This window comes from Microbacterium wangyouchuni, from assembly GCF_054072595.1.
The window spans coordinates 35,736-52,582 of sequence record NZ_JBSVRM010000010.1 but is presented as its reverse complement, the minus strand read 5'-3'; the positions used below and the strand labels follow the sequence as shown (position 1 = coordinate 52,582).

The window sequence follows — 16,847 nt, the reverse complement described above, 5'->3', positions numbered from 1 at the left end:
AGCCAACCGGCTGAACGAGCTGCTACTCGCCGCTTAAACCCCCGGCGTTGCTCCCACCATTTGACATTGCCCCACTTTTAACAGCACCAATTGCGACGGGAGCAGGGGGTAGGCGCGCGGGGACGCCGCGGCAGGGTGGGTCTGCCTGTCGGTCGGTCGGAGGTCAATTCACGACATCGACCGCGAGGCCATGGGATGCCGCGGCAAGCCTCTTATCGTTAGTCCAGAATTCGTCGCATCCGCTCAGCTGCGCCGCAGCCAGGTGCAGAGCATCCGGAGTCTTGAGCCCGAAATCCGCGCGCAGCTCTGCAGCGCGAATGAATGCCGCGGCGTCGAGGGATATCCGCTCCAGTCGGTCAAAGATCGCCAGGTAGCGGTCCCGGAGCTCAACGTTCTTCTCCCGCAACGGGACCACCAAACATTCGTGCAAAGCGAGATCGCTTGCGCCCACCAGCGACCTGGTCTGACTCAGAGCGGCTCGCACGGCATCCCCGCGCGCACTCCGGTCTTCCAGCGCATAGATGAGGATGCACGAATCCAGGTAGATCATTCCCAGGAATCCCGCGCTGCAGCGATCTGGGCATCCAGTTCTGCGCTCGTCCGAGAGAGTCTCGTTGGCACCGGATTGGACTCGATCCATTCGATCAGTGCGGTGCCACTCCTGATCAGATCGACCGGACCGATCGGGACCAGACGCGCCACTGGGGCGCCCCTTTTCGTGATCACCACATCCTCGCCGGACTGCGACTCCGCGATCAATCGCGAGAGGTTGTTCCGCGCGTCGAGAACATTATGCTGAGCCATCTAGCCATTATAGCCAAACTTCTAGCCAGGTCGGGAATCTGGTTCAGTGGTCGGGTAGCCCCGCCACCAGCTCAGCGAACACCTCGTCCGCCGCATCCCACCGCGCCAGCGGGGCCCCTTGGCCGAGCCACAGCGACTGCAGCTCCCCCAGACTCTGCTTGCCGGCCTCAGCGCGGAAGCGCCCGGTCAACCAGTTCTGCATCGGGAACGGTGCGATCGTGCCGCTGGCCTCGATCGCCCGCACGGTGCGGTTGCGGACGCCGCGGGCCAGGCGTCCGCTCATCGCCTTCGTCAGGACGCTCTCGTCGGCGGCGGTGCGACGAATGGCTGCGCGGTGCGCATCGTTAGCTGCGGATTCGCGCGTCGCCAGGAACGCCGTGCCGACCTGAACACCGGATGCCCCGAGCGCCAGGGCCGCCGCGACACCGCGCCGGTCGGCAACGCCTCCGGCTGCGATGACCGGAATCGACACGGCATCCACCACCTGCGGCACGAGCACGAACGTGCCCACCAGAGATTGCTCCGGCGTGCGCAGGAAAGACACCCGGTGACCTGCCGCTTCGGCGCCGCTGGCGATGACAGCATCCACACCTGCACCGGCAAGCACGACGGCCTCGGCCACCGTCGTCGCCGTGCCAACAACTCGGATGCCACGCCGATGCGCCTCCTCGACGACGTCGCCCGACGGCACCCCGTAGACGACGCTGAGCACGGCGGGAGCGGCATCCCAAATCGCATCGAGCTGCTTGTCCAGCGGCGGCAGGTAGCGCTCGGGACGCGCGGGAACCTCCACGCCGACGGCCTCGTAGAACGGCTCCAGCGCCTGCGCGAAGACCATGTGCTGCGGACCGGGCGCCACCTCATCTCCGGTCGGAAGCCAGATGTTCAGCGCAAACGGTTTGCCGGTTGCGGCGCGCAGCTCGGTAGCGGTGGACCGGATGCGGTCACCGTCGTAGCCGTACAGCCCATAAGCGCCGAGGCCGCCGGCCTCGCTCACGGCCGCGGTCAGCGCGACGGAGGACAGCCCGCCGAATGCGCCGAGCAGAATTGGATGCTGGATGCCGAGAACCTCACGCAGATCGCCCATACTCCGAGGCTACGCCTCAGGCGCCCACTGGTAATCTCGGTGACATGGCGGACTGGTTCGAGCAGGTGGTGCAGTTGATGCTGTCTGCGCTCGGGCTGCTCGCGATGCCCGATCTGGCGGCGCTCGATCTCGCAGCGCTTAGCCTGACACTCGCCCTTGTGGCCGTCGCGACTCTCGTCGTCGCGATCACGCTCGGCATCGCCGAGACCGGCCAGGGCTCTTCGCCGCATCCGCTGCGCGCCATCGATCGATCCGTGCTGCTTTCGCAGAGTGATCCGGATGCCGCGGGCCACCCGCGTCCGCGAGCACCGGGAGTCGTGCGCGCCGTGTGATCGTCCGCCAGCGACGGGAGCACGGCATCACGCCGACACTCCCCTCACTCTGAACGGACTATCTCTTGGACATCTACGCCTTCGGGCCCATCGCGGCGATCCTCGACGCCGCCTACGGCGCTCTCACCGCACTGTCTGCACTGCTGGAACCTCTGGCCGGAACCGCAGCATCCGCGGCCGCTGTCATTCTGGTGACGCTGCTCGTGCGTGCGCTGCTCATCCCGGTCGGGATCTCACAGGCCAAAGCCGAGCAGACCCGCGCCCGGCTCGCGCCGCGATTGCGCGAACTGCAGAAGCGGCACAAGAAGAACCCCGAGAAGCTGCAGCGCGAGACGATGCAGCTCTACAAGGACGAGAACACGTCGCCGTTCGCGGGATGTCTGCCTGTGCTCGCGCAGGCGCCGGTGATCGGCATCCTCTACACGCTGTTTCTGCGCACCGACATCGCCGGCCATGCGAACGAACTGCTCACGCATGATCTGTTCGGGGCGTCGCTGGGCACGAGTCTGGTCTCGATGCTGTTCACCGGTCCGTTCGCGCTTCCGACGCTCGTCGTCTCCGGCGTCCTCATCGCGATCATGATCGTCGTCGCCGAGATCACACGGCGCGTTTTCCGCCCGGTCGCCGTGGACGACTCCCCGATGTCATCGCCCGGGATGCTCGGGATGATGAACGCCCTGCACTATCTGACCGCCGTCTTCGCGGTGTTCGTGCCGCTGGCAGCAGGGCTCTATCTGACGGTGACTGTCGTGTGGACGCTCGTGCAGCGGGTGATCCTGCGGCGTCGCTATCCGCTGCCGACGAGCGTGTAAGCGGGGTGCTGGGTCAGTTCGGGATGATCGGGATCGTCCCGGTGAACACCGCCGGCGGTTCTTCCGGGCCCTTCGTCGCATCCGCGGCGCCTGCGCGATCGGCGCCTGTCGCGTCGATCGTCCCGCCGGTGCCGCCCGCGCCGTCCGTGTCGCCTGTGCCGCCTGCCCCCCGCTGCGCACGGCGCGCGCCCACGGTGATTCCCACGCTCGCGACGACCACCAGCGCGACGGCCGCGAGCCTCAACGGTGTCGCACTCTGGGCGAGCACGAGCCATCCGGCGAGTGTGGCAAAAGCTGGTTCGAGGCTCAGCAGCACGCCGAAGACGCGCTGCGGAAGTCGGCGCAGCGCCGCCAGTTCGAAGCTGTAAGGAATCACCGAGGAGAGCACCGCCGTGGCGAGTGCGAGCAGCAGCAGGCTGATGTCGGATGCCGCGGCTATCGTCGTGGGCACACCGATCGGGAGGAGAAGAACGGATGCCACGAGCAGCCCGACCACGAGACCCCCACTGCCGGGGATCGCCTTGCCGACGCTGGCGCTCATGCGGATGTAGAACGCCCAGAACCCCGCTGCGATCAGGGTGAAGAAGACGCCGAGGGGGTCGAGCGGGTCTGCGCCGAGGATGCCGTCCACGCCGAGCAGCGCCATGCCGATCAGGGCGACGGTGACCCAGATGCCGTCGAGGAGGCGTCTGGTGAGAACGGCGGCGAGCACGAGCGGTCCGAGAAACTCGATCGCCACGGCGGGGCCCAGCGGAACGCGCTCGATTCCGGCGTAGAAGAAGCCGTTCATCCCCGTGAGGGAGACACCGAACAGCACGGCGGTGATCCATTGCTGCTTGCTCCAGCCGCGCACGCGCGGGCGGACGATCACCAGCAGCAGAAGTGCGGCGATCCCGATGCGCAGTGATGTCACTCCCCACGCGCCGAGGGCTGGGAACAGCTGGGTGGCGATGGCTGCGCCGAAAGGCAACGAGAGGCACGATCCGACGACCAGAGCTACGCCCACGGCGGTGCTCTGCGAGGCTGGTGTGCGCATCACACCAGCCTGCCCGATGTCAGCGCGGATCGATAGCGACTCGCAGCGGCGCTCCGGGCGCGGATGCTGCGCTGAGTGCAGCATCCACATCGCGCAGCGGATGCACCGCGCCGATCACCTCGCTGAACGGATACGCACGTCCGCGACCGGCCAGGAAACCCACTGCCCCGACGAGGTCGTCGGCCGTGTAGTTGTGCACGCCCACCACGCTCACCAGACGCCGCACGATGCTTTCGGCATCCAGCGGCACGGGCGGTGCCGGAAAGACGCTGCCGACCAGAGCTACGCTTCCTCCGACGTCGGCTGCAGCCAGCGCGTCGGCGACAGCGTGGCCGGATGCCTCGATCACGATGTCTGCGGGCTCGACGGCGGCAGCGAGCCCCACTCCCCCGAATCGCTCCGCGAAACTGCGGCGCGCAGGTGAGGGGTCGACGATGCTGACCTGAGCTCCGGCATCCGCTGCAATTGCCGCGGCCGACAGCCCGACCAGACCCGCGCCGTAGACGAGAACACGCAGCCCTTCCAGGCTCCGACCGGCCGCTGCGCGTGCGACCGCCGCCCAGGCCGTGGCCGTCGCGCACGAGGCCGGCGCGAACACCGCGGCCGGCAGCGCCTCCGGCACCCGCACGATCGCCGTTCCCACGCGCAGATGCGCATGCGTGGCGAATCCTCCGGTCAGCTCCCAGCGGGGTTCAATGCGCTCGTGCCCATATTTGGCGAGCACCGCGCACTTCTGCGTGTGCCCGGCTTGGCATCGTTCACAGGTTCCGCAGGACACCGTCACCGACCACACCACGCGGTCGCCGATGCGCAACTCGCTGCCATCGGCGGCCAGCACACCCGCCTCACCGATGGCGATCACCCGCCCGACACTCTCGTGTCCGAGCACAAGCGGAATGGGAGCCGATCGGTGACCCTGCACTGTGTGCACGTCCGAGCCGCAGATGGTCGACAGCTCGATCGCGACCAGCACATCCTTCAGGCCCAGGGCGACCCCGGGCACAGCGATCGTCTCATGCGCTTGGCTGGGGCCGACCCAGACCATCGCCGTCGCCGCGGGTCTCAGCGCGACGTCGTGCCGCTCATCCTGCGGCAGCAGTACGCGCATGTCACAGCGCCTGAGCGAGGGTGGTGCCGACGGCCGCGTCGCGACCAGCACCGAGGAGTCCGCGTTCGCGCAGCGCCGCGGGCACAGCGGTGATGTCGTCGAGCACCGCATCGGCACCGGCTTCTGCCAGCACATCATGGCTGTGGGCGCCGCTGAGGACGCCGGCGACGAAGCCTGCACCCGCGCGACGACCGGAGCGCACGTCGCTGCTGGTGTCTCCAGCAACGGCGACCGCCTGCACAGACGAGGCCCCGGTGCGCAGCAGCGCGGTGAGGATGAGGTCCGGCGCAGGGCGTCCGCGACCAGCATCCACCGGCGACAGTGCGAGATCGATCAGATCATGCCAGCCGAGGGCATCGATCAGTGCGTCGCGAGTGACGGGGGCGAAGCCCGTGGTGAGTGCGACCGTGAGTCCGGCGTCGCGCAGCGCTGCGATCGTGGCCGCAGCGCCGGGAATCTCCGTCACACCCTGCTCGGCGACGATCTCGGAGTACGCCGTTTCGAACTGAGCGGTGGCGGCAACAGCCGCGTCCGTGTCGCCACCGGAAAGGTGGGTGAACACGTCGATCTTCGACATGCCCATCGTGTCGCGGACGTATTGCAGGGCGTCGTCCCACGGCATCCGATCGGCGACTCCGGTTCGCTCGGCAGCGCGCGCGAAGGCCTGCTCGACGACGCCGTCGTCTCGGACGGTCGTTCCGGCCATGTCGAAGACGACGAGTTCGATGGCGGTCATGGGGTTCCTCCCTGTGCGGGCTGCGATGCCCGGTCAAATGCGGTCTGAAGTGTGTGTTCGGCGAGCCCCAGACCCGTCGTCATGCCGATGCCGGTCGTCGCCGCGATCACGTGCAGGCCCGGCTCCGGCTCCTCGATGAGAAACTCGCCCGGCCCGGAGGCGTAGACGCCCTGCCAACGTTCGATGACGCGGAACCTCTCGGCGGCGAACAGCGTTCGCGCCTCGGCAAGGAATGCGTCAAACGCCGCCTCGGGCTGGAAGGGACCCGGCTGCATGCCACGCACGTGCGAGTCACCGAAGATGAGCGTGCCATCCGGCAGCTGCGTATACATCTGGTTGAGATCGAGGGCCGCGAGCTGTGGATGCTCGGCGTGCAGTCGCTCGCGCAGCCGATCCGCCACGGCGGAGGCGAAGCGCCCGTAGCGCAGCAGCGACCATCCGGTCAGCAGCGGCGCATCAAGAGTGCGTGGCAGGTTGGCGGCGACACGCATCATGTCGAGTGCGCAGCGGACGACGCCGGCACGTTCGGCGATCTCCGGCAGCAACTGGTCGATGTCGTGATTCACCGCGACGACGACCCGGCCCGCGTCGATCTGTCCGCGCGTTGTGTGCACAACGGATGCCGATACCGCCGTCACCGCGGTGCGGAACCGAAACTCGACGCCAAGGCGGGAGAGGTGGGTGACGATAGCGCCCGCGGCTTCGCGAGGATTCGTCTGCAGATCGGGTGTGATGAGTGCTCCGCCGATGATCGAGTCGGGGCGAAGCGGGGCGCGCTCGAGCAGTTCAGCAGCATCCAGCATCCGCAGGTCTGCACCTGCCGCGTGCTCGAGCACGGCGAGCTCGTCACTGTCGCGGGCGGCGATCAGCGTGCCGGACTCGCGCACCCAGAAGCCGGCGTCAGTCGCCAAACGCAGCCAGATCTCGCGCGAGGTATCGGCGAACTCGCGTGCGATCCCCGTCTGGGCACCGATGCACACGTGCCCGAAGTTGCGGATCGTCGCCCCGACGGGCTCAGCCGTCCGGTCCACGACGATCACTCGCAGGCCGCGACGAACGGCGGCGTAGGCAGCGCCGAGACCGACGATCCCGGATCCGACGACCACCAAATCGGCAGTGGATACGGTCATGACGGCCTTTCGATGCTGAGGGGTGTTCAGCACCTACTGTGACACCGCAGTGCCCGGTGAATACGCCGTTCGAGTGAACGTTCGGCTGGCGTTCACCAGTCCTTCGTTCGGGTAAACAGCAGGCAAACTCACGTGCCACCCGGACCGGCAGTTCCCCACGCGGATCGCCCCGAATCACCGTAAAAACAGACGATCGCGAGCGCATGGACTCTAGTACCAAGTCCGCGCCCGCGATCAGACGCTGGGGACGTCTATTTCTGGGGTGCCACTCACGCTACTGACCGATGAAAGCCACGAGAAGTGCCGAAGGTCGCAAGCGCATTGGACTTTCGTCCAATGATCTCTCAGAGGATGCCGTGGCCCCTGTCACCGGATCGGCAGCCGAGCCGCAACCGCCCACCGCCCATCGACCACGCCCGCGCTGAACTCACCGCTGCCTCCGACCACGCGCTCAGCCATGCGGTTCAGACCAGTGCTGCTGGAGGGCAGATCGCGCCGGGGCGTCGCCGGAAGCGGGCTGCAGATCTCCAACGCCGCTGAGTCATCGTCGACGATCAGCCGGACGCTCACGTTTCCGGGTCCCGCATGCTTCAGAATGTTCGTAGCTGACTCGCGCACAATCCGGCTCAGGATGATCTCCGCGACACGAGGCAGTCGCTCATCCTGCGGGTTTCCCTCGCTGCACACCGGATAGCCCGCGGACTCGATTTCACCCCGGGCCTCGTCGATAGCCGCGGCCAGATCACCCGAGTGAGCTGCGGACGAACGCGGCCCATCATCCGCAAGTTCGATGACGAAACGGAGGTCAGCCATGGCCTTCTTCGCCGCGCCACGGATCGCGTCCTGAGACTCTTTGCGCTTGTCTGAGGCATCCAGCATCTGCACATGCAGTGCGACGACGGTCAGGTGGTGCGCGATGCTGTCGTGTAATTCGCCGGCGATCCACCGCCGCTCAGCGAGCACCGCTTCTTTCTCACGCTCGGCACGCTCGGCCAGTTCTTGCTCGAGGCGATGCCCTCGATCAAAAGCCACCCGGAGAGCGAAACCGGTCGCGCCTGCCACCGTCGCAATGATCAGGTAGATCCCGACGGTGACGGGAATAGCCGTGCCCGTGAATGCGATCATGGCGACTGCGACGAGAAAGCCGCCGGCGTAAGACAGGATCAGCACGGTTCGCCCCAGCCGCATGACCAGGCCTGCCGCGATCGCGGCGGCGAGAATCACTTCTGATCCGGTGCCGGTGATGAACGAGAGCGCGAACACCACGCCGAGCGCACAGGTTGCCACCCACGGCTTCCAGAGGTAGAGCGCGAAAGCGGCTGTGGTCGCGATGCTGACCACCGCTGTCAGGGGATTGGCACCGAATATGACGATGCCGACGATGTCAACGACAATGAGCCCGCCGACGACCACCAGAGTGGCGACGCGTTCGAGAGGGCTCAGCCGTCCGCCCTGCGTCAATCGGATGGCGCCAGGTTCATTCCGCAGCGACCGACCGAAAGCCATAGTTGCAGTATCCCCTATTCGCCAGGTGCGCTAGCGTCAGAGACCGAAAGCCTTTGCAAGCATCTGCCAAAAAGACATAGTGTTCACCACCCCGAGCTAGTCGTTTGTCGGATAACTGCCCCCATCTTCTCGACAACCAACACCCTGCACATCAGACCACCGGTCAGACCTTGCTAGCCAAAGGTCTAGGCCCGCGGTGACGTACCGCTTCGCCGTTAGGCTTCCCCCATGCCAGAAATCCGTGTTCTCGTCGTCGATGACGACCCTCTGGTTCGCACAGCACTGTCACACTTCGTGTCCCGCGATCCGGAGATCCAGGTCATCGGTGAAGCCACCACTGGTGCTGAAGCGATCACCTTCGTCGAGGCGGACCGCCCGGACGTCATCATGATGGACGTGCAGATGCCGGAGATGAACGGCATTGAGGCGACCGCGATCATCGCCGAACGCTGGCCTGAGGTGCGCATCCTTGCGGTGACGACACTTGCCGGCCGGGACACCGTCCTTCCCATGCTGAGCGCCGGCGCCGCGGGATACATGCTCAAGGATTCCAGTGCGGAGAGCATCCTCGCCGCTGTTCGAGAGGTCTACAGCGGCGCGAGCTCGCTGTCGCCGATCATCGCGTCGCTGCTCATCGATCACGTACGTGACACCAAGCCCACAGCATCCAGCACACCCGAACTCGAACCTCTCACCGAGCGCGAGACCGATGTGCTGCACCGGCTCACCCAGGGGATGTCGAACGCCGAGATCGCCCGCGTGCTGATCGTCTCCGAGGGCACCGTGAAAGCGCATCTCGGCAGCATCATGTCGAAATGGCATGTGCGCGACCGCGTGCAGATCATCGTCACGGCAGCGCGCGCCGGCCTCGTGGACTTCGGCTGACCTCATAACCGGCGCGGCTACGATCGAAGGCATGTCCGTCACGCCTTCTGCCCTCGCGCACGCCGAGGACCTCGCCGACTTCGTCGCCGCGTCCCCCTCCAGCTATCACGCCGCCGAAGAGGTGGCCCGCCGCCTCGAGGAAGTCGGATTCGTTCGGCTCGAAGAGGAAGATGCGTGGCCAACGCAGGCCGGTGGCCGGTTCGTCGTCGTCCGCGATGGCGCCGCAATCGCGTGGGCGGTGCCGGCGGATGCTTCGCCCACCACGCCCTCGCAGATCTTCGGAGCGCACACCGACTCCCCCGGTTTCAAACTCAAGCCGAAGCCGACCACCGGATCCCGCGGGTGGCTGCAGGCCGGAGTCGAGGTCTACGGCGGTCCGCTGCTGAACTCGTGGCTCGACCGCGAACTGCGCCTGGCCGGGCGCCTCGCTCTGGCCGATGGCCGCGTCGTGCTCGCCGACACCGGAGCACTGCTGCGCCTGCCGCAGCTCGCCGTTCACCTGGACCGCGAAGCGAACAGCGGCCTGGCGCTGGACAAGCAGTTCCAGACCCAGCCGGTGTGGGGCCTGGGCGACCCGACCGCCGAAGATCTGCTGGGCGAACTCGCCGCCTCCGCCGGAGTGAACGCCGCTGACATCCGCGGCTTCGACGCCGTCGTTGCCGATTCCGCTCGCGGAGCCGTGTTCGGCAAGGACAACGCCTTCTTCGCCTCGGGCCGCCTGGACGACCTCGCCTCGGTGCATGCCGGAGTCGTCGCTCTCACCTCGCTCGCCGCAGACACCTTCGACGGACCGGGCATCGCGATCCTCGCCGCCTTCGACCACGAAGAGCTCGGATCCGCATCGCGCTCCGGCGCCGCCGGCCCCTTCCTCGAAGACATCCTGGCCCGGCTCTACGCCGGCCTCGGCGCCGATGCCACCGAGCAGCGCCGCGCGTTCGCGGCATCCTGGCACCTCTCAAGCGACGTCGGACACTCGGTGCATCCGAACTATGCGCACAAGCACGACCCGGTCGTGCAGCCGCTACTTGGCTCGGGCCCGATTCTGAAGATCAACGCCAACCAGCGCTATGCGACCGATGCTCTGGGCGCTGCCGCCTGGGCGAAGTGGTGCGAGGCCGCCGGAGCGCAGTCGCAGGAGTTCGTCTCGAACAACGCTGTGCCGTGCGGGTCGACGATTGGCCCGATCACGGCCACTCGTCTCGGCATCCGCACAGTCGACGTCGGCATCCCGATCCTTTCAATGCACTCCGCTCGCGAGCTGGCTGGCGTCGCCGACCTCGACGCCTTGACTCGCGTCGCCGAGGCCTTCTTCGCCGCCTGACGGTCCCGGGCAGGCCCGTCAGGAGTCGCAGGTGTCGCGAATGGCCGCCACGACCACCGCGTAGCGGCCCTTTGCGACCCCTCCCGCTGGCGCCCGATTCAGCAGGTGTCGCGAAGGGCCGCTCGACGTGCGCGCATGCGGCAAAACGCGACCCCTCCCCGACCTGGGACCGGCGCACGCCCCGACCGGGGACCGGCGCACGCCCCGACCGGCGACCGGGGACCGGCGCCATCGACACCCGCGCGTGATTCATCAGCACTCGGCACCTGATTCCATCGGCACGGCAGTGGTGCCAAGATGATGGCATGTCAGAGAAGATTGCCACGGCACCAGGACTGATTGAGCGCGTCGGGATCGAGGTCATCCCCGAGTCCGACCGCACCGCTAAGCCGCGCGACCTGTTCTGGCCGTGGTTCTCAGCCAACGTGTCCGTGTTCGGGATGTCCTACGGCTCGTTCGTCCTGGGCTTCGGCATCTCGTTCTGGCAAGCGACGATCGTCTCCGTCATCGGCATCGTGGTGTCGTTCCTGCTCTGCGGCCTCATCGCGATCGCCGGCAAGCGCGGCTCCGCGCCGACGATGGTGCTCTCCCGCGCTGCGTTCGGCGTGCACGGGCAGAAGGTTCCCGGCATCGTCTCGTGGCTGACCTCGATCGGCTGGGAGACGTTCCTGGCGATCATGGCCGTGCTCGCCACCGCAACCGTGATCACGCAGCTCGGCGGCGACGGCGACAGCGTCGCCCTGAAGATCATCGCCACCGTGATCGTCGCCGCGCTCATCGTCGCGGCATCCGTTCTCGGGTATCACACGATCATGAAGCTGCAATCGGTGCTCACCTGGGTCACCGGTGCCGTCACGATCCTCTATGTGATCCTCGCGTTCTCGCACATCGATTTCGCCGCCGTGATGGCACTGCCCAGCGGCAGCCTCGCACAAACAATCGGCGCACTGGTGATGGTGATGACTGGTTTCGGACTCGGCTGGATCAACATCGCCGCTGACTGGTCGCGCTATCAGAAGCGCACCGCATCCGATGGCGCGATCGTCGCATGGAACACGATCGGCGGCTCGATCGCGCCGGTGATCCTGGTGATCTTCGGCCTGCTGCTCGCCGGCTCTGACGAAGACCTCTTCAACGCTGTGCAGGCGGATCCGATCGGTGCGCTGGCGGCGATCCTTCCGATCTGGGTACTCATCCCCTTCCTGCTGACCGCTGTTCTCGCTCTCGTCTCCGGCGCTGTGCTCGGAATCTACTCTTCGGGGCTGACATTGATCAGTCTCGGCATCCGCATTCCACGCCCCTCCGCCGCGGCGATCGACGGCGTCATCCTCACCATCGGCACGATCATCGTGGTGTTCTTCGCCACGGACTTCCTCGGCCCCTTCCAGTCGTTCCTCATCACCCTCGGTGTGCCGCTCGCCTCGTGGGCCGGCATCCTGATCGCCGACATTCTGCGCCGCAAGAAGGCTTACGACGACGAGGCGCTCTTCGACGCCAACGGCCGCTATGGCGCCTGGGACTGGACCTCGATCATCACCATGGTCGTCACCAGCGTCATCGGCTGGGGCCTGGTCATCAATCAGTTCTCGGATGCCGCGTGGAATGACTGGCAGGGATACTTCCTCGATCTGTTCGGGTTGCGGGATGACTGGGGCTACGCGAACCTCGGCGTCTTCTTCGCACTCGTCGTCTCGTTCCTTGTGACGTACTTCGCTCGCGCCGGCAAGATCCGGCGGCAGGAGGAGAGATGAGCGTTTCGGCTGCAGAGCCCGCTTCGGTCGCTGAGCCCGCTTCGGTCACTGAGCCCGTCGAAGCGGCAGCGAGTGGGCAGACGTGGCTCGTCGTCATCGATCCGCAGAACATCTTCGCCGCGACCGATTCGGAGTGGGGCTCGCCGTTCTTCGCTGAGGCGATGCCGCGCATTCGCGCGCTGGCGGATGCTTTCGGCGAGCGCGTGCTCGTGACGAGATGGATGCCGACGGCCGACCGTTCCACGTCATGGGGTGCGTACTTCGCGGCGTGGCCGTTCGCCGATCAGCCACCGACGGATGAGCTGTTCGACCTCGTTCCCGCGGCCCGCGATTTGTCCCCGCATCCGCCCCTTGACCTGCCCAGTTTCGGCAAGTGGGGGCCGGAGATCAAGGCGATCGTCGGCGGCGGCGCGCACGTCGTCCTCGCCGGAGTCTCGACGGACTGCTGCGTGATCTCCACCGCCCTGGCGGCAGCGGATGCCGGCGCGCACATCACCCTCGCCACCGATGCCTGTGCGGGGTCGACGGCCGAGAACCATGCCGCGGCGGTCCACGTGATGGGGCTGTACCCGCCGCAGATCACGATCAGCAGCGCTGCAGAGGTGCTCGCGAATATCACCTAAACGAGCGTCCAGCGCTTTGCCATCGTCAATGCAACACGTAACTGACAGACACTTTTACTGAGCGACACCCGACGAAACTGATGTGATGACTGAAGATACCTCGCCGCCCACGCCCGCCAGCACACGAACCGCCGTTCCGCCGCCCCGCTGGCCGGTGCTGATCGGCTCAGCGGCGGCGATTCTGGCTATCGCGCTGTGGGCGATCTTCGCCCCGGTCCAGGCCGGCGAAGTGATCGGCGTCATGGTCGGGTGGATCGCGACCAACTTCGGCTGGTATTTCGTCCTCACCGCAGCGATCGTCGTGGTATTTGTGCTGATTCTGGCGTTCTCCTCGGTGGGGCGCACCAAACTCGGCCCCGATCACTCCAAGCCGCAGTTCAGTATGTTCACGTGGGCCTCGATGCTGTTCGCTGCAGGCATCGGCATCGACCTGATGTTCTTCGCCGTCTCCGAACCCGCTGCGCAGTACATGAACCCGCCGACGGGCGAAGGCGAGACCATTGCCGCCGCACGACAGGCGATCGTGTGGACGTTCTTCCACTACGGCCCGGTCGGCTGGGCGATGTACGCACTGATGGGCGCAGCCTTCGCCTACTTTGCTTACCGTCTCAACAAGCCGCTGACAATCCGGTCGGTGCTCTCGCCGATCTTCGGCAGGTTCACCAACGGCTGGGTGGGGCACAGCGTCGACATCTTCACCGTGCTCGGCACCGTCTTCGGCATCGCCACCACGCTCGGCATCGGCGTCGTGCAGCTCAGTTACGGAATGCACGTGCTGTTCGGCACTCCGGATGGGGTGTCGATGCAGATCGCACTGATCGTGCTCGCTGTCGCGATGGCGACCGTGTCCACCGTGAGCGGTGTGGAGAAGGGCATCCGCCGACTCTCCGAAGCGAACGTCATCCTCGCCATCGTGCTGCTCGTCTGGATCACGATCACTGGCCAGACACGTCGCATCATGGACGGCCTCGTGATGAACATCGGCGATTTCGTCGCCACGTTCCCCAGTCTCCTGATGGAGACATTCGCGTGGAGCCGTCCCGATGACTGGATGCAGGGATGGACGCTGTTCTTCTGGGCATGGTGGATCGCGTGGGCGCCGTTCGTCGGTTTGTTCCTGGCGCGCATCTCCCGTGGCCGGACGCTGCGCCAGTTCATCGTCGGCGTGCTGGTGATCCCGTTCGCGTTCATTGCAATCTTCGTATCGATCTTCGGCAACTCCGCGCTCGAGCTCATCCTCGGAGGCGACGCCGCCTTCGCCGAGTCGGCCGTAAACACCCCGGAACGGGCGTTCTTCGACCTATTGCAGCAGTATCCGGCGGCCCCGGTCGTGCTCGGAGTCGCGCTGTTGACCGGCCTGCTGTTCTATGTGACCTCCGCCGACTCCGGCGCCCTGGTACTGGCGAACCTGACCTCGAAGATGGAAGACCCCAAGCAGGATGCGGGCAAGCTCCTGCGCGTCTTCTGGGCGCTGGCGACCGGCCTGCTGACCCTCGGGATGCTGTTGGTCGGCGGCGTGCCGACCTTGCAGGCAGCGACGCTGATCATCGGCCTGCCGGTGTCGCTGCTGCTGTATCTGGTGATGATCTCGCTGTACCGCTCACTGGGAGCTGAAAAGCAACGTCGTGCGGGATATCTCGCGACGATCCCTGGGCGCTTCGGTCCAACCCAGACCAACTGGCGTCAGCGGCTAAAGCGCTCCACGACCTATCCTCAGCGCGCGCAGGTGATCACATATCTGGAAAAGACTGTTGCGCCCGCACTCAAGGAGGTCAGCGACGAACTGCAGGCAGCCGGAGTGCCGGCGACCCTGGAACGTATCGACATCGAGTCGCTGGATGCGCCCTCGATGGTGCTCACCGTGCATTACGACGGCAGCGAGGACTTCACCTACCAGGTGTATCCGGTCAGTCACGAGCTCCCGACTTTCGCCTACAGAAGTGTCAGTGAGTCCGGCCAGTACTTCCGGCTCGAAGTGTTCTCCGCCACCGGCTCGCGCGGCTACGACGTGTACGGCTACACGACCGACCAGCTGATCACCGATGTGTTGAGCGGCTACGAGTCCCACCTGGAGTATCTGCGCATCACGGTCGACGTTGCGGAGCCCGTCTTCACAGAGGCACTCCCGGTAGTCACCGACTGGCAGGACGACTTCCAGGATCCGGCATCCGACACGAACGGTGCCGACGACTCAGCGAACACCTCCGCAGAGAACACAACCAAGGAGACCCCATGACCGCGACACTGTTCATCGATGGCACCTGGACCTCGGCGATCGATGGCGGCACCAGAGAGATCCACTGCCCGGCAGACGGGTCACTCGTCGGCGTCGTCGACGAGGCTTCAGCGGCTGACACGATCGCGGCGATCCGCGCCGCACGTCGCGCGTTCGACGGCGGCGAGTGGAGTTCGACTCCTGCGCCGACACGCGGCGATTTCCTGCTGCAGGTGGCCGAGCGCTTGCGGGAGCGCAAAGAAGAGTTCGCGCTGGCCGAATCTCGTGACACCGGCAAGCGCCTGGTCGAATCGCGCATCGACATGGACGACATCGCGGCCTGCTTCGACTACTTCGGAAAGCTCGCAGCCCAGGATGCCGGGCGGATTGTGGATGCCGGCGACGCAGATGTCCTCAGCCGCATCGAGCATGAACCCGTCGGAGTGTGCGCGCTGATCACCCCGTGGAACTACCCGCTATTGCAGGCCGCGTGGAAGATCGCCCCGGCGCTGGCTGCCGGAAACACATTCGTCCTGAAGCCCGCTGAGCTGAGCCCGCACACGGCGATCCTGATGATGGACGTGCTCGACGAGCTCGGCCTACCTGCCGGCGTCGCCAACCTCGTGCTCGGTGCCGGTGCCACCGCTGGCGGGCCATTGTCCACGCACGAAGACGTCGACATGGTCTCGTTCACGGGCGGGCTGGTCACCGGCCGGCTGCTGGCGGCGAATGCCGCGGCGACCGTGAAGAAGGTGGCCTTGGAGCTCGGCGGCAAGAACCCCAATGTGATCTTCGCGGATGCCGATTTCGATGCTGCGGTCGACAACGCGCTGAACGCGGCGTTCGTACACTCCGGGCAGGTCTGCTCAGCAGGGGCACGTCTGGTCGTGGAAGAGTCGATCGCCGAGCGCTTCGTCGATGAGCTGGTGCGAAGGGCAGAGGCCATCCGCCTCGGCGGACCGTTCGACGACGAGGCTGAGACTGGTCCGCTGATCTCTGCTGAGCACCGTGAAAAGGTCGATGCCTACGTGCAGGCCGGCGTCGCCGAAGGTGCGCGACTGCGTACCGGCGGGCGGGCGCCGGACGGCGATCTGGCGGACGGGTTCTACTACCTTCCGACCGTCCTCGATCAGGTCAAGCGCGGCATGTCTGTGGTGCGCGACGAGGCCTTCGGCCCTGTCGTCACCGTCGAGACATTCACTACCGAAGATGAGGCTGTCGAGATCGCGAACGACACGATCTATGGTCTCGCCGGCGCCGTGTGGACGCAGGATGCCGGACGCGCCCAGCGCATCGCCCGACGCCTCCGCCACGGCACCATCTGGATCAACGACTTCCACCCCTACCTGCCGCAGGCCGAGTGGGGCGGGTTCAAGCAGTCCGGCTTCGGACGGGAGCTCGGCCCGACCGGGCTTGCCGAGTACCAGGAAGCAAAGCACATCTACCAGAACCTCACCCCCGCGGTGACCGGCTGGTTCCCCGAGCACTGATCAGGAGTTGG

General features: G+C 66.2%; 16 protein-coding genes. 8 read left to right on the top strand and 8 right to left on the bottom strand.

Features of this window, described 5'->3' with window-relative positions:
* Positions 1–163: 163 nt before the first annotated feature.
* Genes ACW5CM_RS15530 through ACW5CM_RS15520 form a run of 3 tightly spaced genes read right to left on the bottom strand, consistent with a single transcriptional unit; the run spans position 164 to position 1,891 of the window.
* The gene (locus ACW5CM_RS15530) at positions 164–550 is read right to left on the bottom strand and encodes a type II toxin-antitoxin system VapC family toxin (protein ID WP_438254222.1); all 387 of its coding nucleotides are present in this window, start codon (positions 548–550) and stop codon (positions 164–166) included.
* Positions 547–804, bottom strand: coding sequence for a type II toxin-antitoxin system Phd/YefM family antitoxin (locus tag ACW5CM_RS15525; protein WP_438254221.1), 258 nt, complete (start codon positions 802–804; stop codon positions 547–549). Before ACW5CM_RS15525 ends, ACW5CM_RS15530 begins: the two co-directional genes overlap by 4 nt.
* Before the next feature lie 43 nt (positions 805–847).
* A complete protein-coding gene (locus ACW5CM_RS15520; protein WP_457125555.1) occupies positions 848–1,891 on the bottom strand; it encodes an NAD(P)H-dependent flavin oxidoreductase in 1,044 nt (347 codons plus the stop codon).
* A gap of 44 nt (positions 1,892–1,935) precedes the next feature.
* On the opposite strand from ACW5CM_RS15520, the gene ACW5CM_RS15515 reads away from it, so the two are divergent.
* Both ACW5CM_RS15515 and ACW5CM_RS15510 read left to right on the top strand, forming a co-directional pair.
* Positions 1,936–2,223, top strand: coding sequence for a DUF6412 domain-containing protein (locus ACW5CM_RS15515; RefSeq protein ID WP_457125554.1), 288 nt, complete (start codon positions 1,936–1,938; stop codon positions 2,221–2,223).
* Positions 2,224–2,288: 65 nt separating this feature from the next.
* On the top strand, positions 2,289–3,035 hold the full coding sequence (locus ACW5CM_RS15510) for a YidC/Oxa1 family membrane protein insertase (RefSeq protein ID WP_457125553.1): 747 nt from the start codon (positions 2,289–2,291) through the stop codon (positions 3,033–3,035).
* A gap of 13 nt (positions 3,036–3,048) precedes the next feature.
* Here the strand turns inward: ACW5CM_RS15510 and ACW5CM_RS15505 are convergent, their stop codons facing one another.
* The 5 genes from ACW5CM_RS15505 to ACW5CM_RS15485 form a co-directional block, all read right to left on the bottom strand.
* A complete protein-coding gene (locus ACW5CM_RS15505) occupies positions 3,049–4,071 on the bottom strand; it encodes an EamA family transporter (RefSeq protein WP_457125552.1) in 1,023 nt (340 codons plus the stop codon).
* 19 nt (positions 4,072–4,090) lie between these two features.
* Positions 4,091–5,179, bottom strand: a complete 1,089-nt coding sequence (locus tag ACW5CM_RS15500) for an alcohol dehydrogenase catalytic domain-containing protein (RefSeq protein WP_438254214.1) — start codon at positions 5,177–5,179, stop codon at positions 4,091–4,093.
* Position 5,180: 1 nt separating this feature from the next.
* Positions 5,181–5,915 (bottom strand): phosphonatase-like hydrolase, encoded by a 735-nt coding sequence (locus tag ACW5CM_RS15495; RefSeq protein WP_457125551.1) that lies wholly within the window; start codon positions 5,913–5,915, stop codon positions 5,181–5,183.
* Positions 5,912–7,045: a TIGR03364 family FAD-dependent oxidoreductase gene (locus tag ACW5CM_RS15490; RefSeq protein ID WP_457125550.1), complete on the bottom strand. Its 1,134-nt coding sequence runs from the start codon at positions 7,043–7,045 to the stop codon at positions 5,912–5,914. The genes ACW5CM_RS15495 and ACW5CM_RS15490 overlap by 4 nt, the downstream gene beginning before the upstream one ends.
* Before the next feature lie 366 nt (positions 7,046–7,411).
* Complete coding sequence (locus ACW5CM_RS15485) at positions 7,412–8,551, bottom strand: sensor histidine kinase (protein WP_438254209.1); 1,140 nt, start codon at positions 8,549–8,551, stop codon at positions 7,412–7,414.
* A 228-nt stretch (positions 8,552–8,779) separates the two neighbouring features.
* Between ACW5CM_RS15485 and ACW5CM_RS15480 the strand changes: the two genes are divergently transcribed.
* The 6 genes from ACW5CM_RS15480 to ACW5CM_RS15455 all read left to right on the top strand — a co-directional run bounded on the left by ACW5CM_RS15480 (position 8,780) and on the right by ACW5CM_RS15455 (position 16,836).
* A complete protein-coding gene (locus ACW5CM_RS15480) occupies positions 8,780–9,436 on the top strand; it encodes a response regulator (protein WP_438254208.1) in 657 nt (218 codons plus the stop codon).
* A 31-nt stretch (positions 9,437–9,467) separates the two neighbouring features.
* Complete coding sequence (locus ACW5CM_RS15475) at positions 9,468–10,757, top strand: M18 family aminopeptidase (protein WP_457125549.1); 1,290 nt, start codon at positions 9,468–9,470, stop codon at positions 10,755–10,757.
* Between the two features lie 305 nt (positions 10,758–11,062).
* Positions 11,063–12,508, top strand: coding sequence for a purine-cytosine permease family protein (locus tag ACW5CM_RS15470; RefSeq protein WP_457125548.1), 1,446 nt, complete (start codon positions 11,063–11,065; stop codon positions 12,506–12,508).
* Positions 12,505–13,131, top strand: coding sequence for a cysteine hydrolase family protein (locus tag ACW5CM_RS15465; RefSeq protein ID WP_457125547.1), 627 nt, complete (start codon positions 12,505–12,507; stop codon positions 13,129–13,131). Before ACW5CM_RS15470 ends, ACW5CM_RS15465 begins: the two co-directional genes overlap by 4 nt.
* An 85-nt stretch (positions 13,132–13,216) precedes the next feature.
* Entirely contained in the window at positions 13,217–15,367 is a 2,151-nt protein-coding gene (betT, locus tag ACW5CM_RS15460; RefSeq protein ID WP_457125546.1) for a choline BCCT transporter BetT, read from the top strand.
* On the top strand, positions 15,364–16,836 hold the full coding sequence (locus ACW5CM_RS15455; RefSeq protein WP_457125545.1) for an aldehyde dehydrogenase family protein: 1,473 nt from the start codon (positions 15,364–15,366) through the stop codon (positions 16,834–16,836). Before betT ends, ACW5CM_RS15455 begins: the two co-directional genes overlap by 4 nt.
* The last annotated feature ends 11 nt before the right edge of the window (positions 16,837–16,847 follow it).